At 74.7% G+C, this 26,115-nt stretch carries 21 protein-coding genes; 4 read left to right on the top strand and 17 right to left on the bottom strand.

The features are described from left to right. Positions 1 to 111 precede the first annotated feature (111 nt). From ACIOFR_RS31800 to ACIOFR_RS31775, 6 genes are all read right to left on the bottom strand, one after another. Positions 112 to 1,416, bottom strand: coding sequence for a M50 family metallopeptidase (locus ACIOFR_RS31800; RefSeq protein WP_401002700.1), 1,305 nt, complete (start codon positions 1,414 to 1,416; stop codon positions 112 to 114). A 58-nt stretch (positions 1,417 to 1,474) separates the two neighbouring features. Continuing rightward, positions 1,475 to 2,701, bottom strand: a complete 1,227-nt coding sequence (gene dxr, locus ACIOFR_RS31795) for a 1-deoxy-D-xylulose-5-phosphate reductoisomerase (protein WP_401002699.1) — start codon at positions 2,699 to 2,701, stop codon at positions 1,475 to 1,477. Positions 2,702 to 2,768: 67 nt separating this feature from the next. Next, positions 2,769 to 3,176 carry a hypothetical protein gene (locus ACIOFR_RS31790; RefSeq protein WP_401002698.1) on the bottom strand — a complete coding sequence of 136 codons (408 nt, stop codon included), beginning with the start codon at positions 3,174 to 3,176 and terminating at the stop codon, positions 2,769 to 2,771. 124 nt (positions 3,177 to 3,300) lie between these two features. Continuing rightward, entirely contained in the window at positions 3,301 to 4,743 is a 1,443-nt protein-coding gene (locus ACIOFR_RS31785; RefSeq protein WP_401002697.1) for an aldehyde dehydrogenase family protein, read from the bottom strand. 148 nt (positions 4,744 to 4,891) lie between these two features. Next, positions 4,892 to 6,457, bottom strand: coding sequence for a PucR family transcriptional regulator (locus ACIOFR_RS31780; protein ID WP_401002696.1), 1,566 nt, complete (start codon positions 6,455 to 6,457; stop codon positions 4,892 to 4,894). Between the two features lie 156 nt (positions 6,458 to 6,613). Further along, on the bottom strand, positions 6,614 to 8,680 hold the full coding sequence (locus ACIOFR_RS31775; RefSeq protein WP_401002695.1) for an ATP-binding protein: 2,067 nt from the start codon (positions 8,678 to 8,680) through the stop codon (positions 6,614 to 6,616). Between the two features lie 243 nt (positions 8,681 to 8,923). On the opposite strand from ACIOFR_RS31775, the gene gabT reads away from it, so the two are divergent. Next, positions 8,924 to 10,264, top strand: coding sequence for a 4-aminobutyrate--2-oxoglutarate transaminase (gabT, locus tag ACIOFR_RS31770; protein WP_401002694.1), 1,341 nt, complete (start codon positions 8,924 to 8,926; stop codon positions 10,262 to 10,264). Between the two features lie 366 nt (positions 10,265 to 10,630). Beyond that, positions 10,631 to 11,341 carry a phosphatase PAP2 family protein gene (locus ACIOFR_RS31765; protein ID WP_401002693.1) on the top strand — a complete coding sequence of 237 codons (711 nt, stop codon included), beginning with the start codon at positions 10,631 to 10,633 and terminating at the stop codon, positions 11,339 to 11,341. Here ACIOFR_RS31765 and ACIOFR_RS31760 read toward each other — a convergent pair. After that, on the bottom strand, positions 11,335 to 11,676 hold the full coding sequence (locus ACIOFR_RS31760; RefSeq protein ID WP_401002692.1) for a DUF2218 domain-containing protein: 342 nt from the start codon (positions 11,674 to 11,676) through the stop codon (positions 11,335 to 11,337). The two genes, ACIOFR_RS31765 and ACIOFR_RS31760, sit on opposite strands and share 7 nt — an antisense overlap. A 191-nt stretch (positions 11,677 to 11,867) precedes the next feature. On the opposite strand from ACIOFR_RS31760, the gene ACIOFR_RS31755 reads away from it, so the two are divergent. Next, on the top strand, positions 11,868 to 12,368 hold the full coding sequence (locus ACIOFR_RS31755) for a MarR family winged helix-turn-helix transcriptional regulator (protein ID WP_401002691.1): 501 nt from the start codon (positions 11,868 to 11,870) through the stop codon (positions 12,366 to 12,368). On the opposite strand, the gene ACIOFR_RS31750 is transcribed toward ACIOFR_RS31755, so the two are convergent. Next, on the bottom strand, positions 12,259 to 13,200 hold the full coding sequence (locus ACIOFR_RS31750) for an EamA family transporter (protein ID WP_401002730.1): 942 nt from the start codon (positions 13,198 to 13,200) through the stop codon (positions 12,259 to 12,261). The two genes, ACIOFR_RS31755 and ACIOFR_RS31750, sit on opposite strands and share 110 nt — an antisense overlap. Before the next feature lie 142 nt (positions 13,201 to 13,342). Between ACIOFR_RS31750 and ACIOFR_RS31745 the strand changes: the two genes are divergently transcribed. Continuing rightward, complete coding sequence (locus ACIOFR_RS31745; protein ID WP_401002690.1) at positions 13,343 to 14,248, top strand: LysR substrate-binding domain-containing protein; 906 nt, start codon at positions 13,343 to 13,345, stop codon at positions 14,246 to 14,248. Between the two features lie 43 nt (positions 14,249 to 14,291). On the opposite strand, the gene ACIOFR_RS31740 is transcribed toward ACIOFR_RS31745, so the two are convergent. The 9 genes from ACIOFR_RS31740 to ACIOFR_RS31700 form a co-directional block, all read right to left on the bottom strand. Beyond that, positions 14,292 to 15,053 carry a ZIP family metal transporter gene (locus tag ACIOFR_RS31740; protein ID WP_401002689.1) on the bottom strand — a complete coding sequence of 254 codons (762 nt, stop codon included), beginning with the start codon at positions 15,051 to 15,053 and terminating at the stop codon, positions 14,292 to 14,294. A gap of 294 nt (positions 15,054 to 15,347) precedes the next feature. After that, on the bottom strand, positions 15,348 to 15,878 hold the full coding sequence (locus tag ACIOFR_RS31735; protein WP_401002688.1) for a DUF6278 family protein: 531 nt from the start codon (positions 15,876 to 15,878) through the stop codon (positions 15,348 to 15,350). Between the two features lie 55 nt (positions 15,879 to 15,933). Next, on the bottom strand, positions 15,934 to 17,589 hold the full coding sequence (locus ACIOFR_RS31730) for a restriction endonuclease (protein WP_401002687.1): 1,656 nt from the start codon (positions 17,587 to 17,589) through the stop codon (positions 15,934 to 15,936). 166 nt (positions 17,590 to 17,755) lie between these two features. Beyond that, positions 17,756 to 19,507 carry a hypothetical protein gene (locus ACIOFR_RS31725; protein ID WP_401002686.1) on the bottom strand — a complete coding sequence of 584 codons (1,752 nt, stop codon included), beginning with the start codon at positions 19,505 to 19,507 and terminating at the stop codon, positions 17,756 to 17,758. 265 nt (positions 19,508 to 19,772) lie between these two features. Then, on the bottom strand, positions 19,773 to 20,420 hold the full coding sequence (locus ACIOFR_RS31720) for a YigZ family protein (protein WP_401002685.1): 648 nt from the start codon (positions 20,418 to 20,420) through the stop codon (positions 19,773 to 19,775). Positions 20,421 to 20,532: 112 nt separating this feature from the next. Continuing rightward, the gene (locus tag ACIOFR_RS31715) at positions 20,533 to 21,822 is read right to left on the bottom strand and encodes a DUF6986 family protein (protein WP_401002684.1); all 1,290 of its coding nucleotides are present in this window, start codon (positions 21,820 to 21,822) and stop codon (positions 20,533 to 20,535) included. 129 nt (positions 21,823 to 21,951) lie between these two features. Then, positions 21,952 to 23,664, bottom strand: a complete 1,713-nt coding sequence (locus ACIOFR_RS31710; protein WP_401002683.1) for a DUF2637 domain-containing protein — start codon at positions 23,662 to 23,664, stop codon at positions 21,952 to 21,954. A 189-nt stretch (positions 23,665 to 23,853) separates the two neighbouring features. Then, on the bottom strand, positions 23,854 to 24,510 hold the full coding sequence (locus ACIOFR_RS31705) for a response regulator (protein ID WP_401002682.1): 657 nt from the start codon (positions 24,508 to 24,510) through the stop codon (positions 23,854 to 23,856). Continuing rightward, positions 24,462 to 25,850 (bottom strand): sensor histidine kinase, encoded by a 1,389-nt coding sequence (locus ACIOFR_RS31700; protein ID WP_401002681.1) that lies wholly within the window; start codon positions 25,848 to 25,850, stop codon positions 24,462 to 24,464. Before ACIOFR_RS31700 ends, ACIOFR_RS31705 begins: the two co-directional genes overlap by 49 nt. Positions 25,851 to 26,115 lie beyond the last annotated feature (265 nt).

Raw genomic sequence — 26,115 nt, 5'->3', positions numbered from 1 at the left:
GCGGGCCGATGAGAGGGTGGCCCCGCCGGGCGGCCGCGGAAGGGCGCGCCCGGCTTACAAAGGTACGCCACGGCCGGGCGAGGGAGCACACTCGGCCACTTCGGACAAGAGTCAGTTGATCCTGACCGGGTTGACGATGTCGGCGACCATCACCAGCGCGGTGAAGCAGATGAAGATCCCCGCCACCACGTAGGCCACCGGCATCAGCCTGGCCACGTCGAACGGGCCCGGGTCCGGGCGCTTGACCAGCGCGGCGAACCGCCGGCGCAGCGACTCCCACAGCGCCCCGGCGATGTGCCCGCCGTCCAGCGGCAGCAGCGGCAGCATGTTGAACAGGAACAGCGACAGGTTGATGCCGGCCAGCAGCTGGACGAAGAAGGCGAGTTGCTGGGTGGCCGGGAGGTCCATCGCGAACACGTCCCCGCCGAGGCGGGCGGCGCCGACCATCCCGATCGGGTCGTCGGTGGAGCGCGGGGTGCCGTCCACCACCGCGTGCCACAGGCTCGGGATCTTGCTCGGCAGGGCGGCCAGCGACTTGACGCCGTGCTCGGCCATCTGGGTCATCTGGTCGGCGCTCTCGCCGACCGACAGGTGGTGCACGCCCTGGGCCGGGGTGATGCCGAGGAAGCCCGCCTCGACCGTCCGCCCCTTGACCGCGTAGCCGTCCTTGTCCATCACCGGCAGGGTGTTGGTGGCGATCTCGGCGGAGAGCGTCACCTGCTGCCCGTCCCGCTCGACCACGATCGGCACGGTACGGCCGGCGGCGTCGCGGATGTCGTCCTGGAGCTGGCGGTAGGTGCTGATCGGCTCGCCGCCGAAGGTGACCACCCGGTCGCCGTTGTGCAGCCCGGCCTTGTTGGCCGGGGACAGCGGCGCGTCGGCGGGGCAGACGTCCGTCCGCTCGCCGGTCTTCACCACGCACTGGCTCACCGAGGCCACCACCGGCACCGAGATCTGCTGGCCGATGCCCATGAACAGGGCCAGGAACAGGGCGACCGACAGGATCAGGTTCATGAACGGGCCCGCGAACATCACGATGACGCGCTTCCACGGCTTGCGGGTGTAGAACAGCCGCGTCTCGTCGCCCTCCTGGAGCTCCTCGTAGGAGGCCTCCCGGGCGTCCTCGATCATCGTCCGCCAGGGCGAGCTGCTGCGCTTGGTTATCCGGCCGTCGGCCCCGGGCGGGAACATCCCGATCATGCGGATGTAGCCACCGAGCGGGATCGCCTTGATGCCGTACTCGGTCTCGCCCTTCCTGCGGGACCAGATGGTCGGCCCGAAGCCGACCATGTACTGCGGGACCCGGATCTTGAACAGCTTCGCGGTGGAGAGGTGCCCGAGTTCGTGCCAGGCGATCGAGAAGAGCAGGCCGAACACGAAGATCAGGATGCCCAGCGCCCACATCAGGTTGTTCACTGCCGCTCCTCCGTCATGCCGCTCCGCCCGCCGTCCGTGCCCGACCCGCCGTCCGCGCTCAACCCGCCGCCAGCTGCCGGGCCCGGGCGCGGGCCCAGTCCTCCGCGTGGAGGACGTCCGCGACGGTGAGAGAAGTTCCCGCCGGGGCGCCGTGCTCGGCCACCACCTTCGCGACGGTGTCCACGATGCCGGTGAAGGGCAGCCGGCCCTTCAGGAAAGCATCCACGCACTCCTCGTTGGCCGCATTGAAGACCGCGGGGGCCGTACCGCCGAGCGTGCCGACCTCGCGGGCCAGCTCCACCGCCGGGAAGGCGTCGTCGTCCAGCGGGAAGAACTCCCAGGTGGCGGCCTTGGTCCAGTCGCAGCCGGGGGCCGCGTCCGGGACGCGGTCGGGCCAGCCGAGGCCCAGCGCGATCGGCATCCGCATGTCCGGCGGGCTCGCCTGGGCCAGCGTGGAACCGTCCGAGAACTCCACCATCGAGTGGACGACGGACTGCGGATGGACCACGACCTCGATCCGGTCGAACGGCACGTCGTAGAGCAGGTGCGCCTCGATCACCTCCAGGCCCTTGTTCACCAGGGTGGCCGAGTTGATCGTGATCACCGGGCCCATCGCCCAGGTCGGGTGCGCCAGCGCGTCCTCGGGGGTGACGGTGGCCAGCTGGTCCCTGGTGCGGCCGCGGAACGGGCCGCCGCTGGCGGTGACCACCAGCTTGCGGACCTCGGCGCGGGTGCCGCCGGCCAGCGCCTGGAAGATCGCGGTGTGCTCGGAGTCGACCGGGACGATCTGGCCCGGCGCCGCCAGTTCCCTCACCAGCGGGCCGCCGACGATCAGCGACTCCTTGTTGGCGAGGACCAGCACCCGGCCGGCCCGCAGCGCGGCCAGCGTCGGGGCCAGGCCGATCGAGCCGGTGATGCCGTTGAGCACCGAGTGGCACTCGATCCCGGCCACCTCGGTGGCCGCCTCGGGGCCCGCCAGGACCTCCGGCAGCGGACGGCCGGCGGCGCCGGCCGCCAGGGCCTCGCGCAGTGCCGGGACGGCCGCCTCGTCGGCCACCGCGACGGTGTGCACGCCCAGCCGCAGCGCCTGCTCCGCCAGCAGCGCCACCCGGCCGCCCGCCGCCGACAGGGCGACCACCTTGAACCGGTCCGGGTTGCGCAGCACCACGTCGATGGCCTGGGTGCCGATCGAGCCGGTGGAGCCCAGGATCACCAGCTCCCTGGGGGCGGACGGGTCCTTGACGACCGGAGTGAAGCGCAGCTGCGGGTGGGCGAGCGAGTTCATGGGCACCATTGTGTCCTGCCCGCCGGGCCGCCGTGCCCGCTCCCCCGGGCTCGCCCGCCCGGACGCGCTACCTCCAGGCCCAGAGCTTCCCGTGGGCGGAGCCGTCCGCCTCGACCTCCCACTCGAACAGACCGGCGACACCCCTCAGCCCGGCGAACTCCGGCGACGACGAGTCGTACACCAGCGAGCCCCTCCAGCTGGTGCCGCCGCTGTCGGTGAACCGTCCCACGCCCTGGCCCGACCAGGTGGCGTGCGCGCCGCTCGGGCTCATCAGGACACCCTGCCCGACACCCGCCAGCGTGCCGTCGGCCCGCAGCCGCCCCGAGTAGGTGCCGATGTCGTGCACCGGGACGCCCAGGAGCTGCCCGTCCGCCTCGAACGAGGTCTCGACCGTCGGGGGCAGCCCGTGGTCGGCCGCCACCACCCGCCGCACCGTCGTCCGGCCCTCTTCCGAGCCCAGCTGGTCACCAAGCATGGCCGCTCTCCTCTCGCCGCCCCCTCTTTCCGGACTACGCCGGGTGCCCGGGGGTGTCAAGACGGGCCGGAGCCCCGCCACCGGCCTGCGGTGACGGGGCTCCGGGTGCCTCGGGGAGCGGTGCTCAGAGGTCGATGCCGGTCAGCACCAGGACCCGCTCGTAGGTGAAGTCCTCCATCGCGTAGCGGACGCCCTCGCGGCCGACGCCGGAGTCCTTCACGCCGCCGTACGGCATCTGGTCGGCCCGGTAGGACGGGGCGTCGCCGATGACCACGCCGCCGACCTCCAGCTCGCGGTGCGCGCGGAAGGCGACCTGCACGTCGTGCGTGAACACGCCCGCCTGCAGCCCGAAGGCGGAGTTGTTGGCCTCGGCGAAGGCTTCCTCGGTGGAGTCCACCCGGTGCAGCGACAGGACCGGGCCGAAGGCCTCGGAGGTGGCCAGGATCGCGTCGGCGGGCAGCTCGGCGAGCACGGTCGGCGCGTAGGCCGCACCGTCGCGGGTGCCGCCGGTGAGGACCTTGGCGCCCTTGGCGACCGCGTCCTCGACCCAGGCCTCGACGCGCTTGGCGGCGTTCTCGTCCACCAGCGGGCCGACGTCCACCGAGTCGTCGCCCGGGTCACCGGTGACCTGCGCCTGGACCTTGGCGACGACCTTCTCCGCCAGCGCGTCGTACACCGAGGCGTCGGCGATCACCCGCTGCACCGAGATGCAGGACTGGCCGCCCTGGTAGTTGGCGAAGGTGGCGATCCGGGTAGCCGCCCACTCCAGGTCGGCCTCCGAGGACCAGTCCGCCAGCACCAGCGCCGCGGCGTTGCCGCCGAGCTCCAGGGTGACGTGCTTGCGCGGCACCGAGTCCATGATCTGGTAGCCGACCTTGTCGGAACCGGTGAACGAGATGATCGGCAGCCGCTCGTCCTGGACCAGCGCCGGCATCTTCTCGTTCGGCACCGGGAGCACGCTCCAGGCGCCGGCCGGCAGCTCGGTCTCGGCCAGGATCTCGCCCAGCACCAGCGCGGACAGCGGGGTGGCCGGGGCCGGCTTGAGGATGATCGGGGCGCCGACGGCGATCGCGGGGGCGACCTTGTGCGCGACCAGGTTCAGCGGGAAGTTGAACGGGGCGATGCCCAGCACCACACCCTTGGGGAAGCGGCGCACCACCGCGAAGCGGCCCGTGCCGCCCGGGTCGGTGTCCAGCCGCATGGTCTCGCCGTTCGTCCGGCGGGCCTCCTCGGCCGCCCAGCGGAACACCGAGACGGCCCGGCCGACCTCGCCGCGGGCCCACTTGATCGGCTTGCCGTTCTCAGCGGTGATCAGGCGGGCGATCTCCTCGGTGCGCTCGGCCAGACGCTTGGACACGTGGTCCAGCGCGGCGGCGCGGACGTGCGCGGGGGTGGCGGCGAAGGCCGGCGCGACGGCCGCGGCGGCGGCCACGGCCTCCTCCACCTGCGCGTCGGTGGGCACGCTGACCTTGCCCACCAGGCTGCCGTCGTACGGGTGGCGGACCTCGAAGTCCCCGTCGCCGCTCGCCCTGCGGCCGGCCAGCCAGAACTCATGGGTGGTGGTCACGGTCGTACCGGCCCTCTCCTCGTCGTCTGCGGCTCCACGGACGGGGAGCCTGACACCCACGGTAGGACCCGGACGGGTCAAACCGGATTGGACGCAGCGGAGCGGAACCCCTCCGGTCCACTCCACGATGGCAGGCCCGCGGCCGGGCTCAGTCCTCGCCGGAGCGCAGCGCGAGCCAGAGCTCCATCCGGACGTCGGTGTCGTCGAGGGAACGGCCGAGCAGCTCCTCCACCCGGCGCATCCGGTACCGCAGCGTGTGCCGGTGCACCCCGAGGTCGGCCGCGGCCGCGTCCCACTGACCGTGCCGCGACAGCCAGGCCCGCAGGCTGGCCACCAGGTCGCCGCGGGCCGTCCGGTCGTGGTCGCGCAGCGGCCGCAGCAGACCCTCGGCGAAGGCGGTGACGGCCTCCTCGCCGAGCAGCGGCAGCAGCGACCCCGCACCGACCTCCTCATGGTCGACCGAGCGCCGCCCGCCGCGCTGCGCCACCGCGAGCGCCCGCTCGGCCTGGGCGTACGCCGTGCCCGCGTCCTCCAGGGCGGCCGGGGCGGAGACACCGAGCGACAGCCCCTCCTGCTCCTCCACCGCGCCGAGGCAGGCCCGGTGCGCGGCGCCGTTGTCCAGGGCGAGCACCATCAGCCGGGGGCCGTGCGGGCCGTCCTCGCGGGAGACCAGCAGCCGTTCGCCGACCTTTCCGCCGGCCTGCTCGGCGCGGTCACCGAGCTCGCCGAGCGCCTCGGCCGCCTCCGGGCCCGCGGCGGCGCCGGCCACCAGCACCCTTATCGTCCCCTCCGGCAGCCCGCCGAACAGGCCGGAGGCGACCTGCCGGGCGGTGGCGACCTCGCCCGCGAGCACCATCCGCAGCAGCGCGGCGCCCATCCGCTCCTCGGCCTGCCGCAGTTCGCGCGACCGCTCCAGGGTCAGGGTGAGCAGGGCGACGGCCGCGTTCAGGACGTAGCGCTCGGTCGGGGTGATCCGGTCCTCGGTGCCGACCGCGAGGAAGCCGCGGGCCCGGCGGTCGGCGCCCAGCGACTGGACCACCACGTAGTCCTCGTCGGCGGTGTCGATCCCCGGGGACCTACCCTGCAGCGCGGCGCTGGACGGCGCCGGTCTACGGCGCAGCCGGTCCACCTCGGCGGCCAGCCGGCCGGCCCGGCGGGCCGCCCAGTCCGGGGCCACCGCGGAGAGCGCGCCGGAGCCGTCGTAGAGCGCGGCCCAGCCGCCGAGCCGGGCGGCGAGCCGGCGGACCACCGCGGTGGTGCCGTCCTTGCCGAGGGCCGCCCGGGTCAGCTCCTCCTGCGCCTCGAAACTGGTGGTGACCGCCTCGTACTGCTCGGCGGCGAGGGCTGCGGAGACCGCCTTGGAGATCGCGATGAACGGTGTGGCCTCGGGCACCCGCAGCAGCGGGAGACCGCGCTGCGCGGCCGCGTCGACCAGCGCCTGCGGCACCTCGGTGTGCGACAGGCCGACGCCCAGTCCCAGCCCGACCACCCCGGCATCGGCCAGCCGGTGGACGTACGCCTGCAGGCGGGCCGCGCTCTTGCCCAGCTTGATGCCGGTGGTGAGGAGGAGTTCGCCGCCCTCCAGGAAGGGCGTCGGATCGTCCAGCTCACTGGTGTGCACCCAGCGGACCGGCCGCTCCAGGTGGTCCGCGCCGGCGAGGACCGTGAGGTGGAGCGCGGTGTTGCGGACGACGGAGGCGAGTGTGGGGGGCATGGCACCTTCGGTGGTTCGACCAGGCCGCGCCGTTGCGGCCGGGCGAGAGAGGGGTCACCCCCATTATGTACGGCCCGGACAAGCCGGAACGCCGAATCCACCGGACCGGAGTCACCGGCTCCGCACCGGCCCTGCCGAAACGGCCTGCCGCCGGGCTCAGCTGCGCAGGTCGACCAGCAGCGGCGGCACCTGTTCGCCGGTCACGGTCGACAACGAGATGACCGCGTGGCCGGTCGGCAGCGCGTGCGCCAGGTCCGAGGGCGACCAACGGTGCCGCTCGACGTCCCGGGTGGTGACGCTCTGGGTCTGCGCGGCCGTGCCGGACAGGGCCTTGCGCAGCGCCCGCCCCGACTTGCGGACCAGCCCGCCGGAGGTGTCCGGGGTGTGGGTGACCGCCGTCTCGGTGACCAGGTGGGTGCCCCAGGCCTCGGAGAACAGCTTGCCGTCCCAGGGCGCGATGCCCGGGAACGCCATCCGGCAGCCGACCGCACCGAACAGCGGAGCCCGCAGCGCCTCCGGCAGGTCGACCAGGGTGCGCAGCAGCAGCACGGCGCCCGCGTTGAGGCCGCGCATCCGTTGCAGGCCGCGCACCGCGTGCTGGTCGACCGCGGCCGAGGCGTCGTCCACCACCAGGCCGGCGAACAGCTGGCGCTCCTCCCGCACCGCGGCGGCCTGGAGGAACTGGCCGACCACCAGGCGGGCCAGCATCCGGGCGGCCTCCGGGTGACTGCGCTCTGGCAGCTTCACCCGGACCCGCAGCGGGTGGTCCAGGGCGCGCATCGCGAAGGCGGGCTTGGCGTCGGGCGTGCCGGCGAAGCAGTCCGCGAAGACCGGGCGGTCCAGCAGGGCCAGCCGGTCGGCGAGCAGCACCCCCGGGTCGTCGGCCCGGCCGCGCCGGCGGGCCCGCTGCTGGAGGTCGGCCTCGAACACCGCGTCCCGGCCGGCCGTGCGCAGCGCCTCGGCCAGCTCGGCCCAGCCCTCCTCGTCGCCGCCCAGCAGACCGCGCAGTTCGCGCACGCCGGGGTAGCGGCCGTGGGCGGCGTGGAACGGGCCGACCACCTGCTGCAGGGCCGTCCGGGCGCTCTCCGCGCGCAGCACCAGCTCGTCCGGCAGCAGGGCGTCGGCCAGCCGGGCGGCGGCCTCGTCGGCGGTGCGGGCGGCGCCGTACAGATCGAGCCCGTACGGCGCGGCCGGGTCGCCGGGGGCGATCACCACGTCGTACCAGGAGTCCGGGCCGAGGTCGCTGTCGGCGGCGCCGACCACCACCGCGCAGGCGGTGCCGGCCAGCGCCTGGAGGCAGAGCGCCTCGGCGAGCGGGCGGGCCAGGCCGGTGGTCTTGCCGGTGCCGGCCGGGCCGACCGCGAGCAGTGAGGTTCCGAGTGTGGCCGGATCGAGGGCGAAGCCCGCCGAACGGTGGGCGGGCGGGTTCTTCACGACGTTCTGGGCGGTGCCCAGCCGGACCTGGCGGACCAGCAGGTCGTGCCGGGCCCCGCGGCCGGGCAGGTCGCGCGCCTCGGAGGGGTGGGCGCAGGCGGCGGCGCCGCGGACCAGCACCTGTTCGGTGAAGTCGGGCAGCAGGACGGGCGCGTCCAGCACCGCCTGCCAGGCCTGCCGGATCCGGACGTAGTCGACGTCGCCGACGGCCTCGGCGTCCAGCCGGGCGGCGGCCTGCCCGGCCCCGCCGGACCTCAGGTCCTGCCAGGGGTCGGCCGGGGCCGCGGTCGTGGTGCCGGGCGGCGGTGCGGCCGGTTCCTCGTGGGTGACGGTGCGCGACAGCATCGGGAGCAGGTAGCGGCGCCAGATCTCGGGCCAGCGGCCCATCCGGCCGAAGATCCTGATCACGGCGTAGGCGAGGGCGAGGTTCAGCAGCAGGGCGATCAGGATCGTCGGCACGAGCGGCAGCCCGCCGAGGCCGAGCAGGCCGAGCAGGGAGAACAGCGCCTGCCGGCCGTAGACGAAGGCCAGCCAGCCGACCACCAGGTTCAGCGCCGCACGCAGCAGCAGCGGGCCGGCCGGCACGGCGGCGTCGAGGCTGCGGTTCTCGTCGAGCGGGCGGTAGTGGAGGCGGAAGATGCCGGGGGCGGTCTCCGGTCTCGGCTCGGCGGACCAGCCGGCGAGGTCGAAGGGCGGCCGGCCACCCTCCCGGGGACCGGGTTGCGGGGGTACCGCGGACCGTCCGCCCGTTCGCGCGGCCTGCTGCCCGTGTCCGCCGTCCAGTCCCATCGCGGCCCCGCTCCCTACGCCACCCCGGCACGATCGGTCCATCCGTGCCGCCTCTACCCATGCCGCCCACCCGGCGACACGCCCGCGCTCAATGTAGTGGAGGAGGACCGAGCGGTAACCGATCTCCGATCACTGGCCGCGCCGGACAAGTCGTACGGCCCACTGCTACCGAGTGGCGCATGCCTGCGCGGCCGGGCCCGCCGTAGCCTGCGAGGACCGCGTCTTGAGAATCTGGAGAACACCATGAGCGCTGCAACGCCGCTCCCGCAGGAGCGCCGTCTGGTCACCGCGATCCCCGGCCCGAAGTCGCAGGAGCTGCAGGCTCGCAAGCTCGGCGCGGTGGCCGCCGGTGTCGGCACCACCCTGCCGGTCTACATCTCGCGCGCCGGTGGCGGCGTGCTGGAGGACGTGGACGGCAACTCCCTCATCGACTTCGGTTCCGGCATCGCCGTGACCAACGTGGGCAACAGCGCCGCCGCCGTGGTCGCCAAGGCGACCGAGCAGCTGGCCGCCTTCACCCACACGTGTTTCATGGTGACCCCGTACGAGGGCTACGTGGCCGTGGCCGAGCAGCTCAACGAGCTGACCCCGGGCGACCACGAGAAGCGCACCGCGCTGTTCAACTCGGGTGCCGAGGCGGTCGAGAACGCGGTCAAGATCGCGCGGGTGTACACCAAGCGCACCGCCGTCGTGGTGTTCGACCACGGCTACCACGGCCGCACCAACCTGACCATGGGTCTGACGGCGAAGAACATGCCGTACAAGCAGGGCTTCGGCCCGTTCGCGCCGGAGATCTACCGCGTCCCGGTCGCCTACCCCTACCGCTGGCTGACCGGTGCCGAGAACTGCGCCGCCGAGGCCGCCGCGCAGGCGATCGACATCATCAACAAGCAGATCGGCGCCGACAACGTCGCGGCGATCATCATCGAGCCGATCCAGGGCGAGGGCGGCTTCATCGAGCCGGCCAAGGGCTTCCTCCCGGCGATCGCCGAGTACGCGAAGGCCAACGGCATCGTCTTCGTCGCGGACGAGATCCAGACCGGCTTCTGCCGCACCGGCGACTGGTTCGCCTGCGACGACGAGGGCGTCGTCCCGGACCTCATCACCACCGCCAAGGGCATCGCCGGCGGTCTGCCGCTGGCCGCCGTGACCGGCCGCGCCGAGATCATGGACGCCGCGCACGCCGGCGGCCTGGGCGGCACCTACGGTGGCAACCCGGTGGCCTGCGCCGCGGCGCTGGGCTCGATCGAGACCATGAAGTCCGAGGACCTCAACGGCAAGGCCCGCCGGATCGGCGAGGTCATGCTCGGCCGCCTGCGCACCATGCAGGAGAAGTTCGACGTGATCGGCGAGGTCCGCGGCCGCGGCGCGATGATCGCCGTCGAGCTGGTCAAGCCGGGCACCAAGGACCCGAACCCCGAGTTCACCGCCGCCGTGGCGAAGGCCTGCCACGCCGAGGGCCTGGTCGTCCTGACCGCCGGCACCTACGGCAACGTGCTGCGCTTCCTGCCGCCGCTGGTGATGCCGGAGCACCTGCTGGTCGAGGGTCTCGACATCATCGAGAGCGCCTTCGCCGCCGTCTGACGGCAGCCGAACGCTCGGAGCGGCCCGGTCCACCACGGACCGGGCCGCTCCGTTTTCGTACGGTTTCCGTGCCCCCGTTCGGAGAATGTTCACAGACCACCGAGTGACCATGGAGGTTGTATCCGTGCCGGTGAAGATGCTGTGGCGATCCCTCGAACCATCCCGCAGCGGCAGGGTCATGACGTACTGTCATGACAGATGGACAGCGAGCCCGACGACTTAGCGACCACACCGTCCGAGGCCCCCGCCGGGGTCGTGGACACCCATGACCGATCGACCGGCCGTCCGCCCCAAACCCCCCGGGGCGCACGGAGCGGCGATCACCTCAGCCGCCCCGGGGCTCTCCCCCCCGCCTCGGGGCGGCTCATGCGTTCCGCGGTACCGGTGGCGCTCGCCCTGGTGCTGGCGGTGATCTCCTGGCAGGTCCGGGCCGACGGCCCGCTGCTGGGCCTGGACCGCAGCGCCCGCCACGCCACCTGGGACTTCCGCCACGCGCTACACAGCACGCCGGTCAACCACCTGGGCGCCGCCCTCTCCGACCTCGGCGGCAACGTCCCGGCCTTCCCGCTGCTCCTGCTGGGCGGCGCGCTGGCGGCCGCACTGCGGCGCCGCGCCGGCTCCCCGCGCTGGTGGCTGCCGCTGCCGGTCGCCGCGCTGGCCGGAGCCGCCGTCCCGGCCCTCGTCATCCCCGCCAAGGCCTTCTTCGCCCGGCCCGGCCCGTTCGGCGTGCCGCTCACCCCCGAGCAGCTCGGCTGGTACCCGTCCGGCCACACCGCGACCTCGACCATCGCGTACGGGACGGTCGCGCTGCTGGTCGGCCGGGAGCTCGGCCACCGGGCCCGCCGGCTGCTGTACGCGGCGACCGCACTGCTGTGCGCGGGCGTCGGCTGGGGGCTGGTGTGGAGCGACTACCACTGGCTGCTGGACGTGCTGGCCAGCTGGTGCCTGGGCGGCCTGGTGCTGTGGGCGCTGTCCCGCCGGCTCGCGCCGCCGCCCGGGGAGCACCCTGGGGCGGCTGCCGGCGGTCACGGTGGCCACTGTGGTCACGACGGCCTGGACGGCCCCGACGGTCACTGACCGTCGGCGGGCTCCTCCTCGTTGCGGTGGACCAGGCCGGGCTCGCCGTTGTCGCGGTGCCACTCGACCACCAGCTCGTCCCGGGTACCGAAGCGGACCAGGTGGCGACCGACCACGTCCTCCAGGCCGGGCAGCTCCTCGGCCGCACCCTCGACGGCGAGCAGCAGGGCGCCCGGCTCGGCGACCAGGGTCGCGGTGCCGCCCCGGAAGGCGAGCTCGCCGCGGCCGGCCTCCTCCGACCAGTCGGCCCGGATCTTGCGTCCCATGTGGGCGGCCAGCTGCTTGCCGTAGCGGGCCGGGCGGTCGGTGCGGACGCGGGCCTCGGAACGTGCCATCGGAACTCCAAAGTTAGGGTTGCCTAAGTTCACCCACCGTACCCCAGATGCTGAGTTTGGCTCAATAACGTGCGGGGCGGGACCGCACCCGGCGGCGCCGCGAGGGGCGGGACCCGTCTCCGCCCGCCGGATACCCTGACCCCACCCCTTCCGGGCCTCCGGCCAGGGGCACGCCGAGCCCGGAGCCCGCCATGACCACCCCGCCGACGGCCGACACCGCCGCCGAACTCGCCGACGCGCTCACCCGGGCGATGAAGCGGATCCGTCGGCAGACCATGCAACGCCTGGAGCCGTACGGGATCACCCCCGGCCAGGCCCGCGCCCTGCGCACGCTCGCGCACGCCCCCGGCTGCGAGGGCCGGGAGACCATGCGGCTGAGCGAGCTGGCCGACAAGCTGCACATCGCCCCCCGCTCGGCCACCACCGTGGTGGACGCCCTGGAGGAGGCCGGGCTGGTCACCCGCACACCCGACCCGACCGACCGGCGGGCCGTGCGGCTGGTCCTCACCGACGCCGGCCGGGCGGCGCTGGAACGGATCGGACAGGTCCGGCACGAGGTCGCCCAGGAGTACTTCGCCCCCGTCAGCCCCGCCGAGCAGGGCGCCCTGCTGCAGGCACTGCGCGGGGCGGAGTCGGCCTACGAGGCCCGGCCGGCACCGCGGCGCCCGACCGACGAGGACGCAGCGCGGTGAGACCGATCCCGGCGACCACCAGCACGGCCGCGACGCCCGCCGTCGCACTGAACCGCTCCCCCAGCAGCAGCCAGGACGAGGACATCCCGAACACCGGCACCAGCAGCGAGTACGGCGCGACCGCCGAGGCGTCGTAGCTGCGCAGCAGAAAGCTCCAGGCGACGAACCCGAACAGGGTGGAGACCAGCCCGACGTACGCGATCGCACCCAGCCCCGCCAGGTCGATCCCGGCCAGCGCCCGCAGGTCCGCCGCCGGGCCCTCGACCAGCAGGGACAGCGCCAGCAGCGGCAGCGGCGGGACGGCACTCACCCAGACCATCCAGCGCAGCGCGTCCGGCGGCGCGGCCTTGCGGGTCAGCACGTTGGACAGCCCCCAGAACGCGGCCGAGGCGATCACCAGGACGAACGCGCCCACCGGGCCGTCGAGCCCGCGGTCCACCGCGGCCAGCAGGATCCCGCCGAGGGCGACCGCCAGGCCCGCCGCCCGCAGCCGGGTGGGCCGCTCGCGCAGCACCGCCGCGGCGAACAGCGCCGTGAACACCGCCTGACTCTGCAGCACCAACGAGGACAGCCCGGCCGGCATGCCCGCGTGCATCCCGAGGAAGAGCAGCCCGAACTTCACCACCCCGAGCGTGCAGCCGACCGCGACGATCCACCGCCGGGCGACCCGCGGCGGCCCCACCAGGAACACCGCCGGCACCGCCACCACCGCGAACCGCAGGGCGCAGAAGAGCAGCGGCGGAAAGCTCTCCAGTCCGACGTGGATCAGGACGAAGTTGAGGCCCCAGACGGCGGCGATCAGCACCGCGAGGGCGATGTGACGGGGGCTCATGGTGGCGGTGGTCGCTGGCATGGGTCGAGCATGGCCGGAGGGGAACGTGTAGCACCAGCGATGATTTCTGAAGCAGACCGTTTAGCATTGCTGCACCAACCGTGCCGATCCGGCGGCACGGCCGGACCACCGGACGGCGCGGATGATGGATCTCGGACGCCTGCGGGCCCTGCACGCGGTGGCGGTGCACGGATCCGTGGGCCGGGCGGCCGCCGCCCTCGGCTTCACCCCGTCGGCGGTCTCCCAGCAGATCGCCAAGCTGGAGCGCGAGACCCGGACGGTCCTGCTGGAACGCCAGGGCCGGGGCGTGGTGCTCACCGACGCCGCCCGGCGGCTGGCGGACACCGCGCAGCAGCTGCTCGCCCTGGTCGAGGAGGCCGAGGTCACCCTGGAGGAGCAGCGCGGCCAGGCCGTCGGCCGGCTGCTGATCGCCGCCTTCGCCACCGGGGCGCGCGGCCTGCTCCCCCCGGTCCTGGCCGACCTGCGGCAGCGCTGCCCCGAGCTGGACGTCCGGCTGCTGGAGAGCGACCCCTACCTCGCGGCCGAACTGGTGGCCCGCGGCGAGGTCGACCTCGCGCTGGTCCAGGACTGGCCGACGGTGCCGCTGTCCGTCCCCGCCGGGGTCTCCCGGCTCGACCTCGGCCCCGACCCGGTCGACCTGCTGCTGCCCGCCGGGGACCCGCTCACCGAACTCGCCGTGGTACCCGTCGCCCGGCTGCTCGGGCAGCGCTGGATCAGCGTGCCGCCCGGCAACATCTGCCACGACTGGCTGGTCCGCACCCTGCGCGAGGCCGGCGAGGAGCCGGACGTGGTCTACCAGGTCGGCGAGTTCGAGACCCAGATCGCGCTGATCGACGCCGGCCTCGGCCTCGGGCTGGTCCCCCGGCTGGGCCGTGGACCGCTGCCCGCCGGGGTGGCGGCCAGGCCGGTGGAGCCCGAGCCGTCCCGGCGGGTCTTCGCGCTCTGGCGCAGCCAGGCCTCCCGGCGGCCCGCCATCACCGCGGCGCTGACCGCGATGCGCGAGCGGTGGGAGATGCGGGAGCGGTAGGCGGTGCTCGTGTGCTCACGTGCGCCGGGCGGGGGTCGGGCGGTCAGCTCGCGAAACCGATCACCAGCCACATGAACCCCACGCCCACCAGCGTGCACAGCAGTGTGGAGCGCGACGGGTGCGGGCTGTGCGCCTCCGGCAGGATGTCCGAGGTCGCCAGGTACAGCAGGAAGCCCGCGAAGAAGCCCAGGTAGAGGCCGAGCAGCTGCTCCGGGATGGTGAACAGCAGTGTGATGCCCGCCCCCGTCACCGGCGCCAGCGCGTCGGCCGTGAGCAGGGTCAGCGCCCGCCGCCGGTCGTTCCCGTACAGCCGGGTGATCGTGTACGTGTTGAAGCCGTCCGCGAAGTCGTGCGCCACCACCGCGATCGCCACCACGGTGCCGACCGTGCTGCCGGCCTGGAAGGCGGCGCCGATCGCGAAACCGTCCATCACACTGTGCGCGACCAGGGCGACCGCCGCCGCCAGGCCGACCCGCTGGGTCCCCACGTGCTGGTGCTGGTGCCGGTGACCGTGGGTGTGCTCGGCGTACTCGCCCTCGTGGCCCCGGTGGATGGCGACCGCGCGCTCCACGATGTGGATCAGCAGGAAGCCCGCCGCGAACATCAGCAGCGCCTGCGGCACCCCGTGCACCTCGTCCGGGGCCGCGGCCAGTGCCTCCGGGAGGAGGTCGAAGGCGACCACCCCGAGCATCAGGCCGGCCGCGAACCCGAGCACCAGATGGCGGCGGTCCCCCGTCCGCTGGGCGACGAAACCGCCGATCAGGGTCATCAGGAAGGCGCCCGCGGCGACGAGCACGGCGGTCATCGTGGCGCTCCCCTCCGGCCTCGGCACCCGGGCTCCGGCGGCCGGGCCCGACGGCGCCCGGCCGGGGCCACGACGCCGGCACGCCTGGGGCCGGACGGCTGCGGGGACCGCTGCCCACGGGCGCAGCCGTCCGGCCCGGGTCCGGCACTGCCGGGACCTGCGCCCAGCCTGTGCGCGGCGGCACGGCGCCGCGCGCCGGACGGCGCGTCGGGGTGACGCGGTGACGGGGTGACGGCGGGTCGGGCGTTCTCGGGCGCTCGGGCGCTCGGGCGCTCTCGGGTTCGCTGCGGCGGCTCAGTCGTCGGTGGCGGCGAGGTAGACCGCGGAGAGCTGGGGCGCACCCTGGTCCGCCCAGCTGTGTCCGAGCGTCGTCACGTCGAGTTCGAGGCCCGTGGGCAGCACCAGCAGCGGCCGGCCGTGCGCGGCGAGCCGCCACCGCGCGCCCGGCACGCTGCGGCGGATCACCGTGCCGAGGTAGAGGCCCGCGTCGTTGCCCAGCCAGTCCGAGACCTCGGGGTCGTCCCGCCAGCGGGGCAGCACCTGGTCGAGGGCGGTCAGCGAGTCGGCCCGGTCGTCGAGCCGGAGCCCCTCCGACTCGGCCAGCTCGCGCAGCAGCCCGCACTCGGCGAACAGCGCGGCCATCGCCTCCTGCCGGTCCTCGCCGTTCTCCGTGCCACCGCCCGTGCCGTCCTCGGATCCGTGCTCGGCGCCGTTCCCGGTGCCGTTCCCGGTGCCGTGCGGGCCGCCGGCCGTCGGTGTGTCCCCGGCCGGCGCCGCCCGCCGGCGACGCGGGGTCCGCCACCGGTCGAAGAATCGGATTCCCATCGGACCAGAGTGACAGCCGGGCCGACCGGTCGGTGGGCGGCGCGGCGGGACGGGCTCAGCCCGCGGCGGTGAGCGGCAGGCCGAGGTGCGTCCGGGCCAGCTCCTGCACGCCCCGGCCGTCGATCAGGTGGATGTGGTCGTGCCGCCCGGCAGCCGCCAGGTCGAGCGCCGGGTCGGTGAACCGCCCGGTGGTGAGGCGCAGGCCACGCTCCGCGCCCTCCTCCCTGACGGCCTCCGCGAGGGTGCGCAGCTGCTCCTCGCCGACGGGCTCCGGCTCGCGCGAGGCCCAGACCACCCAGCGGCCCGGCAGCGCGCTGCCGGGCCCGCCCTCACCGGTCGCCACCAGGCCGGCCGGGCCGCGCAGCCGTACGCTCCACCCGGCCAGACCGCCCTTGGTGAGCAACTCCCGGACCAGCTGGGCGAACTCGTTCGGCGAGAGCTCGTCCACCGCGGGCACGGCCGCGCCGACCGTACCGCTCGGCTCGACCTCCACCGGTGCGTACGGATCGGGGGTGACCACCGCGGACAGCTCCCGCAACCTGACGAGCGCCTCGTCCTGCTCCGCGTCCGTGTAGACGCCCTGACCGTCCGGTGCCTCGCCGGGGTGGCCCGCCATCGGCCCGGTGTCACCGGCCGGCAGCAGCCGGGTGCGGGCCAGCGCGTCCCGGTCCGCGTCCACGCTGAGCAGGCAGAGCGGCTCGGCCCCGGGCCGGCGCAGCCAGCCGTTGAGCACCACGCCGGCGAGCATCTCGTCGGTGTCGACCGCGTCCGCCGCCTGGAGGGCGCGCAGCGCCAGTCGGGCCGCCAGCCGGAGGTAGTCCGAGGCCCGCTCGGACACCGCACGCGGGACCGGCTGGACCTCGCCCTCCGGCCCCAGGCGGTAGCCGTCCAGCGAGGGCACCACGTCGAGCGGCGGCAGGTCCAGGTCCAGCACCGCGGTGCTGGTCAGGCGGCGGAAGACGGCCCGGCAGGGCGCCGGGAGGTCCTGGGTGGCGCCCTCCGCGGCAGCCAGGGCCCGCTCCAGCAGGGACTCGACGGCGGCGGGCTCGGACTGCCGGTAGGCGCGGCGGCACTCCTCCAGCGTCTCGTTGTACTCCCGGACCGCCCTGGCGCGGGCCTGCTCGGCCTGATCGTGCGCCAGCCGGGCCGCCCGGAGACCGCCGTCGGCCGCCTCGGCCTGCCGGCTGCGCCACTCGCGCAGCGCCCGCTGGTGGGCCAGCCGGGCCTGGGCCAGGCCCCGCTGGTAGCCGGAGTCCAGCAGGCGGCGGGAGGCCGGCTCGTCCGGACCGGCGGCGGCCGGCTCGGCCGGGGCGAAGTCCGCCCAGCGCGGCTCGGTCCCGACCGCCGGGTCGTCCTCCCCGGCGGCGAACGGGCGCGGCTCGTAGTGACGCAGCTGGCTCTCGAAGTCCATCGCGGACACCGGCAGGGCGGACCTGCGGAGCAGGTCCGCCAGTCGCTCGTGCTCGGCCCGGACGGTGACCGTCCGGTGGTGGGTCAGCGCGGCGGCCCGGCCGTGCGCGGCGACCTCCTCGTCCGAGCGGGTGCCCTGTTCCGGGACCTGGTGCGCGGCCTGCTCCCCGGCCTGGTCCACGGCCGGCTCCGCGGCCTGTTCCGGGACCTCCGCGCCGAGGTCCCGGAACACCGAGGCCAGGAAGCCCGGCTGGAGGAGGGTGGCGGTGGTGTCCGGGCGGCCTTCGGGTGAGTGCTGCATCGGCGGTCGTTCCCCCTGCTCGTCCGGCACCGGTCGACGGGGCGCACCGGCAGTGGGCCCCATGCAGCATTGTCCACCGTCGCCCGGCCGCGGTCAGCCGAGCCGGACAGATGGCACCGACTGCCGGGAGCCGACGGCGCACCGGCCCGACGGCGCGACAACCTCCTCAGTTCGTCCGGGTGTTGGTGAGGTGCAGGCCGATGTAGCCGACGTAGATCCGGCCGCTGCGCGAGCAGTCGTCGAGGTAGTGCACCCGCGGCGCCGTGCCGCCCCCGCCGATCCGCAGGTGCGCCCCCATGAAGGCGCGCCGGGAGGAGTCGACGCAGGCCGGCACCGGCAGCATCCGCTGCCGCTTCCACTTGCCGTGGCTGGTGACCGTGCGGGACTCCCCGCGCACCGCCTTCCGCGGCGGGAAGTGGTGGCAGCCGGCCGGGGTGTGCTCGCACCACTGCTTGAAGTCGCCGCCCGCCTCGCCCCGGACGGCCGCCGCCGCGTACTCCTGCAGCGCGGTCAGCCCCTCCCAGGTGAGCCGGGCCCAGCCGGAGCCGTCGCACTGCCCGTCCAGCGCCAGGGTCTCCTTCTCGTCCCCGGTGAACTCCAGCAGCGGGAACTCCGGGAACCGGCCCACCAGCTCCCCGAAGGTGCCCGGGGCCGCCTCCTCCTCCGCGCCGACCTCCGCGGCCAGGCCGGCCCGGTCGACCGCGCCCGGGCCGGCCAGCGTGCACAGCCGGGTGGCGAGTGCCCGGACCTGGGCGCTGACGTGCCGCAGCACCGCGTCCTGCTCGTCCGTCTCGGCCAGCAGCCGGGCCTCGCGGCGACGCGACTGGTCCAGGGTGCGCCGGACCCGTTCCAGCTCGTCGGCGCGGGACTGCCGCTCGCAGCGGTCGGCCGCGCCCGGCGCGGAGCCCTGCCCGGGGACGGCGGGCCGGGCGGCGGCACGGGCCGCGGGCTGATCGGAGCGAACCGGCCGGGTGTGCGCCGGCCTCGGCTCCACCGGAGGCTGCAGCACCGGGACGGCAGCGAGAAGGTCGGGCAGCGGCAGCTCGGCGGCGTACCTGCGGGGCTCCCTGGCCAGCAGGGCGGCGGCCCGCCGGACGTCCTCGTCGATCCGGTGCCGGGGCATCACCGGGTGCCGCGCCCCGTCGTAGCGGCTGGCCGGGTCGACCTCCGGCAGGTACGTGCGGACGGCCCCGCCGTAGACCTTGTGGTACTCCAGGGCCACGTTGAACAGCGGGAGTGCGGCGTGCCCGAGCACGTGGAGCGAGGCCAGGCCGGTCAGCTGGCGCAGCAGGGGGTGGACCACCTCCGCGAGCCAGACGTCCACCGCCACCGACGGCGGGACGCTCGCGACCACCACGGGGAGCCGGCGTTCCGGATCGCACAGCTCGTCGATCAGCCCGTCGACCTCGCCCCTGGCTATCACCCTGGGCTGCACGGACATCGCGACCGGGCCGTCGGTGGCGTCCAGCAGCGGGAGCAGACCCCGGGCCAGCTCCGGCACGGGCACCCGGCTCGACGTACGGACCCCGGAGCCGGTCGGCAGGTGCTCGGCCTCCAGCCGGACCCAGCTGGGCCGGTCGGCGGCGGAGGCCACGGTCAGGGTCAGCTGGTCGATCCCGTGGGCGGCCGGGGTGCGCAGCCGGCGGCGGCTGTACCGCGCACCCGGGAGGCGCCCGCGGAGGCCGCCGGTGTCCCGGTCGAGGAGGACCCGGTCGCCGAGTCGCAGCCGCTCGGCCGCCCCGGCGGGCCCGGACCGGTCGGCGGGGACGGCCCGGTCGGCGGGCGGTGGTGGCTCCTCGTGGCCCTCCTGTTTGAGCCAGGAGGCCAGCATCTGGTCGGCCAGGGCCACCGTGTCCCGGTGCGTACGGGGTGTGGTGACGGTCATCCGGTAGGGCGGCGGGGCGTGCTCGGGTGTCATGCGAGGTACCTCCCATGGTGCGGCGGTGGGGCCTGAATTCCTCCATCTGGGTCGGCCGGGCCGGTCGGCCCGTCCTGCTCCGCGTGTTCCGTGCGCGCCCGCCCGCCCGGCGACCCGGTGGGGCCGCCCCGGCCGGGCCGGTACGCACTCCTTGTGGTAGAAGACGAAGAGGCCCGGAGCGGAAGTTCCGCAGCCGGGCATGGTTAATTCGTTCGGGTGTTACCGCGTCGCAGCTCTTGCCTGCTGCGCGGCGGGCGTGGTCGGGTCAGACCGGGACCTCCACGAAGGTGCGGCCGGCCGGCTCGGCCCGGGCCGTTCCACCGGTGGCCTCCGCCAGCCAGGCGTGAAAACCCGTCACCGCGTCCTCCGGGACGCCGACTTCAATCCGCACCCCGTCCGCCAGATAGGTCAGATCGCGCACCGCGTAGCCGGCCGCGCGCAGCTCGTTCTCCAACCGACCGGCGCGGGTGTGCCCGGCGGTGACGGCGAGCAGCGCCACCGGCCGCCGTTCCAGCAGCCCCGCCTCGTCCAGTGCCTCGGACACCGCGTTCCCGTACGCCCGGACCAGTCCGCCCGCACCGAGCTTGATCCCACCGAAGTAGCGCGTCACCACCGCGACGGTGTCGGTCACCCCGCGCCGCCGCAGCACCTCCAGCATCGGCACGCCCGCCGTACCGCCGGGCTCGCCGTCGTCGTTGGACCGCTCCCGGGGCGAGCCGTCCCCGACCACGAACGCGGTGCAGTTGTGGCGGGCGTCCCAGTACTGCTTGCGGACGGCCGCGACGAAGGCCTGCGCCTCGTCCTCGTCGGCGACCCTGGCGAGATGGCAGATGAAGCGGGACTTCTTGATCTCGGTCTCGTGGCTGACGGAGCGCCGGATCGTCAGGTACGGCTTCGGGCTGGGCTCCGACATGGTGCGGGGATCTCCAGAGCGGGGTGGCGGCTGCGCCGGCCGGGTACACGGGTCGACCGGACCCGGCCAGCCTAACGCGGGCCCGCGCCCCGCTCGGACCTCGCGCGTCCGCTCAGCGGCCGGCGAGCGCGTCGAGCTGCGCGCGGTCCAGGCCGGTCAGTGCGGTGACCTCGGCCAGGTCGACCGCGCCGCAGTCCAGGCCGCGCAGCACGTACCCGCTGAGCGCCCGGGCGGTGGCCGGCTCGTCCATCACGTCGCCGCCCGCCTTCGCCACGTAGGCGGCGAGCCGGGCCGCGGCGGCGGCGAGGCCCTCGCGGTAGAAGGCGTAGACCGCCGCGTAGCGGGTCGGCAGGTGGGCCGGGTGCATGTCCCAGCCCTGGTAGTACGCCCGGGCCAGGGAACGGCGGACCAGGTCGTGGTGGAGTTTCCAGGCGGCGTGCACCTGCTCGGTCGGGCCGGTCGGCACGACGTTGGTCGAGCCGTCCGACAGCCGGACGCCGGTGCCGGCGGCGGCCACCTGCATCACGGCCTTCGCGTGGTCGGCGACCGGGTGGTCCATGCTCTGGTAGGCGGCGCTGACCCCGCAGGAGGCGCTGTAGTCGAAGGTGCCGTAGTGGAGGCCGGTGGCCCGGCCCTCGGCGGCCTCGATCATCCGGGCCACGGTGGCCCGGCCGTCGGGGCCCAGGATCGCCTGGGTGGTCTCGATCTGGATCTCGAAGCCGATCCGCCCCGCCGGCAGACCGGCCCGCTGCTCGAAGTCCTCCAGCAGTCGCACCAGCGCCGTCACCTGCTCCGCGTAGGTGACCTTCGGGAGGGTGAGCACCAGGCCCTCGGGCAGCCCGCCCGAGGCCAGCAGGGTGGAGAGGAAGAGCTCCAGCGTCCGGATCCCGCGGCCGCGGACTGCCGCCTCCATGCACTTGATCCGGATGCCGATGTACGGCGGGGCGGTGCCCCCGGCCACGGCGGCGGCGACCAGCTCGGCCGCCCGGACGGCCGCGGCGTCCTCCTCGCCGTCGGGGCGCGGGCCGTAGCCGTCCTCGAAGTCGATCCGCAGGTCCTCGATCGGCTCGCGCTCCAGCTTGGCGCGGACCCGGGCGTGGACGTCCGCCATCAGGTCGTCGGCCGGAATGCCGAGGGCCCCGGCGAGCTGCGCGGGGGTCGCCGCGTGGGTGTCGAAGGCCTCCAGTGCCCGACGGCCCCAGTCGGCCACCGTGCCGGCGTCGAACGCGTCGGCCGGGACGTAGACCGTGTGCACGGGCTGGCGGGTGCCGGAGTCGCCGGGGTAGCGCCGGGCCAGGTCGGCGTCGACCGGCGCGAGCAGCGCGTCCACGGCGGCCAGGGCGGCGGCGGAGAACGACGTCCGGCCCCCGGGGTTGCTACCGTCCACCACGACCTGCGACATCCGGACTCCTCCACCGCGCGCCAGCGCATTCAACAGTTTGTTGATGTGAAGGTAGTGGCGGTGGACACGGGCGTCAATGGCCGCCCGATGGGCGGACCGCCCGGCGCACCCCGCGACCGACCAGCCGGCTCACTCCCGGCCGGTGGCGACGTAACGGTCCTGGAGGTGCTGCCAGATCCGGCCGACCTCGGTGGGGCTCACCGAACCGTCCGGCCGGGCCCCGACCACGTTCCACTCCCGGGTCAGGTACTCGGCGAAGCGCTGCGGGTCCGGCTGGTTGCCGTAGGCGTCCATGTAGCTGAGCAGCGCGTCGAAGCAGAGGTCCGGGTCCAGCGGCTCGGCCGCTGGCCGGCGACCGGCCCACGGCTCGTCCTGCTCCGCGCGCTCGGCACCCCGGCCCTGGGACCGCTCCTCGCGGTGGTCCTCACCCCGGCCCCGGCCGCCCGGCGCCTCCGCGGCGTCGAACGGCAGCGCGTCCGGCCCGGCCGCCGGGACGGCCTCGGTGTGCAGCTCGCCGTCGAGGCGCACCGGGCGGTGGCCGATCCGGATCGGCTCCGACTCCGACCCCTGCGCCGGGCCGGCCGCCCGCGGAGCGCCGACGCCGACGCCGACAGGCGCCCGCCGTCCCGGGGCCTCCGGCTGCCGGCCGAGCCCCCGCTGGTCCTGCGGCCAGGCCTCCGGACCGAGCTGGTCGGCGACCCGGGGCTGGGCGGCCGCCTGCTGCTGGACCGGACGGGCGGGCACCGCCTCCTCCGCCTCGGACGGACGGGTCGGCCGCGGCGGCTTGAACCACGGCGACATGTGACCGGGCACCCGCGCCGTCCGGGCGGCCTCCTCCATCTGCTCGGTGTGCGCGCGCACCGCCCGGGCGGTCCACACGTTGAGCTCGGTCTCCTCCGCCGCCGGGCGGCCGGCCTGCTCGTCCGCGTGCGGGTCCTGCGCGTCCCGCAGCCGGACGGCCGCGAGCTTCGCCAGCGTCGGCACGGCCACCGCCGCGGACACCGCCGACACCGCGGCCTGGTCCTGCTCGGCCTGGTCGCCGTGGACCTCGGCCTGCCGGGCGTCACCCGGCACGAGGGACTCCCCCCGGAGCGCGGCCACCTCCTGCACGGTCGCCGTGGTCAGCGTCGACCGGCCCGCCTGGGAGCCCTGGACGGCGTGCAGCGGACCGTCGATCCGGTCCAGGATGCTCGGGTCCAGCGGCACGCCGTACTTGGCGAGCTTCAGCGGCAGCAGCGCCTGGAACGGCGCCGAACGCCGCCAACCGCGCCCGTACCGGAAGCGCAGCTGCGCCCGGTAGACCAGCCGGTTCTGCTCCAGCCGCACGGTCTCGTCGTAGGACCGCAGCTCCCAGAGCTTCATCCGGCGCCACAGCCGGAACGTCGGCACCGGCGACAGCACCCAGCGCATCAGCCGGACCGACTCCATGTGCCGGTCCGCCGTGATCGCCGCGATCCGGCCGACGGCGTGCCGGGAGGCCTCGACCACGACCACGAACAGCACCGGGATCACGGCGTGCATCGCCATGCCCAGCGAGTCGCCCCAGGAGGCGGCGGCGTTGAAGGCGATCGTGGCGGCGGTCAGCAGCCAAGCCGTCTGCCGCAGCAGCGGGAACGGGATCCGCAGCCAGGTCAGCACCAGGTCCAGGGCGAGCAGCACCACGATGCCCGCGTCCACACCGATCGGGAAGGCGTACGAGAAGGTCCCGAACCCCTTCTCCAGCGCCAGCTCACGCACCGCGGCGTAGGAACCCGCGAAGCCGATGCCCGAGATCAGGCAGGCGCCGACGGCCACCAGGCCGAGCAGGATCCGGTGGGCACGGGTGAGGGATGGACGTGACATTCGGTGATCAACCCCTGGGACTCGGCTGCTGCCGTACGCGACCGTCTGCCGCCGGATCCGCTCCCGTCGGACACCTTCGTCAGACGCAGGATCACCGCCGGGCGCAGGATCACTGCGCGTCGGACCGTTTCGGCCCACCGGATACTACTCGTACACGCGTTTCACCCGGGCCCCAGCCCAGGGGCGCCGCTAGCCCTCGGCGACCCCGTTGAGGTGCGCAAGAACCGCCAGGACACGGCGATTGGCGTCCTCCGCGGGGGCCAGTTCCAACTTGGTGAAGATATTGGCAATGTGCTTCGCCACGGCTCCGTCACTGATGAGCAGTCGGGCCGCCACCGCCGAGTTGGAGCAGCCCTCGGCCATCAGCGACAGCACCTCCCGCTCGCGCGGGGAGAGCCGCTGCACCGGCTGCGAACGGGCGCTGCTGCGCAGCAGTTTGGCGATCACGTCCGGGTCCATCGCCATGCCGCCGGCGGCCACCCGACGGACTGCGTCGATGAACTGGTCGGCGTTGAACACCCGGTCCTTCAGCAGGTAGCCCACCCCGCCGGAGCCGTCCGCGAGCAACTCCCGCGCGTACAGCTGCTGGACGTGCTGCGAGAGCACCAGCACCGGAAGCCCGGGGATCCGACGGCGCGCCGCCAGCGCGGCCTGCAGTCCCTCGTCGGTCAGCGTGGGCGGGAGCCGGACGTCCACCACCGCGACGTCCGGCCGGTGCTCCAGCAGCGCGGCCAACAGGTCCGGGCCGGTCTCCACCGCGGCCGCGATGGTGAACCCGTGCGCCTCCAACAGCCGTGTCAGGCCTTCGCGGAGAAGGTAGAGATCCTCGGCGAGGACAACTCGCACGGCAGCTCCATGGTGATGGTCGTCGGGCCACCCGACGGGCTGTCGAGCAGGAGAACTCCGTCGAAGGTACCCAACCTGCGCTGGACCCCGCGCAGCCCGGACCCCCGCTCCGCGGCGGCGCCACCCCGGCCGTCGTCGGTGACGGTCACCCGCAGCCGGCCTGCGCGGTACAGGATGTCCACCCACACCTGCCCGGCGCCCGAGTGCTTGGCAGCGTTCGCCAGCAACTCGCTCACGCAGAAGTACAGCGCCGTCTCCACCGGCGCGTCCGCCCGGCCGGGCAGGTCGACCGTCACCTCGATCGGCAGCACCGCGTCCAGCGCCAGCTCCCGTACGGCATCCGCCAGTCCGCGCTCCGCCAAGACCGGCGGGTGGATGCCGCGGACCAGGTCCCGCAGCTCCTGGAGCGCCTTCGCGGAGGACTGCCGGGCCTCGGCGAGCAGGGCGCGGGCCGCATCGGCGTCCGTCTGCATCAGGTGCTCGATGGTGCCCAGGGTCAGCCCGATCGCCACCAGCCTCGCCTGGGCGCCGTCGTGCAGGTCGCGCTCGATCCGGCGGAGCTCGGCCGCCTGGTTGTCCACGGCGTCGGCCCGGGTGACCGTCAACTCCGCGACCCTGCGGCTGAGCTGGGCATTGGAGGCACGCCCTTCCAGGACCCGGCGGGCGAGCTCCGCGTGGGCCCGGACCGCGTACGGCGCCAGCACGACCGCCAGCGCCACCATCGCGATCCCGAGGACCGTCGAGAGCAGCACCACCCTGGCCGCCCTGGTCTCGCCGAGGGGAGCCAGGGCCAGGGTCGGCCCGGCCACCAGCAGCCCGAACACCGGGCCGGCGAGGCACAGCACCGCCGCCGGGTTCAACAGCAGCCAGCCCATCTCGCGGCGGACCGCCGGATCCCGCAGGGCGCACTGCACGGTCTGGACCAGGGACGCCATGCCCTGAGCGCGGTGGTAGGAGTACCCCGTCCACCAGTGGCCCCGGTCGTCGAGCTCCAACGCGGGCCTGGCGAGACGGGCGGCGGAGATCCTCACCCCGTACCACCGCTCCACCTGCGACCGCGTCCAGTCCGCGTGCCGCCGGACGAACTGGGCGGCCAGCGCGAGCAGGGCGGCGACCGCCAGCACGAAACCCACCAGCACCCCGAGGTCCGTGGAGCCCACGGCACCCACCGCGGCCACCCCCACCAGGACCGACCCGAGCAGCGGGACCAGGAAGCCGGGCATCGCGGAGAGCACCAGCACGGCCAGCCGGCCCAACGCGTCCCCGCCGATACGCAGCCGCGATTCGATCACTGAGCGCGCCACGGCGCCGCTACCAGCCGGGTTGTCCACTGCTGCCACCTGATGACTCCTGAACTGAGGCGATCCACGCCGTCGTGCGGTGCACCCCCGCACCGCCGGCCCCGCCAGTCTCGCGCCAACCGGACCCCGACGGCACTGGCGGTCGCACCACGATCGGGGTGGACCTAGCACCACCCCCGGGCCTCGTGGCTGCTCCGGCCGCTCCTGCTGCTCCTGCTGGTCCCGCCGATCCCGCCGGATGCGGCCGGATGCGGCCGGATCAGGTCCGGGAACGCGAAAAGCCCCTCCCGGGTGACCCGGGAGG

It is taken from the genome of Kitasatospora sp. NPDC088346 (assembly GCF_044740765.1).
Lineage (GTDB): Bacteria > Actinomycetota > Actinomycetes > Streptomycetales > Streptomycetaceae > Kitasatospora.
Note: the sequence above shows the minus strand (reverse complement) of the source record. Positions and strands in the feature narration are given on the sequence as shown.

Coding starts and splice junctions, on each gene's coding strand:
- dxr (WP_401002699.1), bottom strand. CDS start 2,701: ATGAACTCGCTCGCCCACCCGCAGCTGCGCTTCACTCCGGTCGTCAAG.
- ACIOFR_RS31790 (WP_401002698.1), bottom strand. CDS start 3,176: ATGCTTGGTGACCAGCTGGGCTCGGAAGAGGGCCGGACGACGGTGCGG.
- ACIOFR_RS31780 (WP_401002696.1), bottom strand. CDS start 6,457: ATGCCCCCCACACTCGCCTCCGTCGTCCGCAACACCGCGCTCCACCTC.
- ACIOFR_RS31775 (WP_401002695.1), bottom strand. CDS start 8,680: ATGGGACTGGACGGCGGACACGGGCAGCAGGCCGCGCGAACGGGCGGA.
- gabT (WP_401002694.1), top strand. CDS start 8,924: ATGAGCGCTGCAACGCCGCTCCCGCAGGAGCGCCGTCTGGTCACCGCG.
- ACIOFR_RS31765 (WP_401002693.1), top strand. CDS start 10,631: ATGCGTTCCGCGGTACCGGTGGCGCTCGCCCTGGTGCTGGCGGTGATC.
- ACIOFR_RS31760 (WP_401002692.1), bottom strand. CDS start 11,676: ATGGCACGTTCCGAGGCCCGCGTCCGCACCGACCGCCCGGCCCGCTAC.
- ACIOFR_RS31755 (WP_401002691.1), top strand. CDS start 11,868: ATGACCACCCCGCCGACGGCCGACACCGCCGCCGAACTCGCCGACGCG.
- ACIOFR_RS31750 (WP_401002730.1), bottom strand. CDS start 13,200: ATGAGCCCCCGTCACATCGCCCTCGCGGTGCTGATCGCCGCCGTCTGG.
- ACIOFR_RS31745 (WP_401002690.1), top strand. CDS start 13,343: ATGATGGATCTCGGACGCCTGCGGGCCCTGCACGCGGTGGCGGTGCAC.
- ACIOFR_RS31740 (WP_401002689.1), bottom strand. CDS start 15,053: ATGACCGCCGTGCTCGTCGCCGCGGGCGCCTTCCTGATGACCCTGATC.
- ACIOFR_RS31735 (WP_401002688.1), bottom strand. CDS start 15,878: ATGGGAATCCGATTCTTCGACCGGTGGCGGACCCCGCGTCGCCGGCGG.
- ACIOFR_RS31730 (WP_401002687.1), bottom strand. CDS start 17,589: ATGCAGCACTCACCCGAAGGCCGCCCGGACACCACCGCCACCCTCCTC.
- ACIOFR_RS31725 (WP_401002686.1), bottom strand. CDS start 19,507: ATGACACCCGAGCACGCCCCGCCGCCCTACCGGATGACCGTCACCACA.
- ACIOFR_RS31720 (WP_401002685.1), bottom strand. CDS start 20,420: ATGTCGGAGCCCAGCCCGAAGCCGTACCTGACGATCCGGCGCTCCGTC.
- ACIOFR_RS31715 (WP_401002684.1), bottom strand. CDS start 21,822: ATGTCGCAGGTCGTGGTGGACGGTAGCAACCCCGGGGGCCGGACGTCG.
- ACIOFR_RS31710 (WP_401002683.1), bottom strand. CDS start 23,664: ATGTCACGTCCATCCCTCACCCGTGCCCACCGGATCCTGCTCGGCCTG.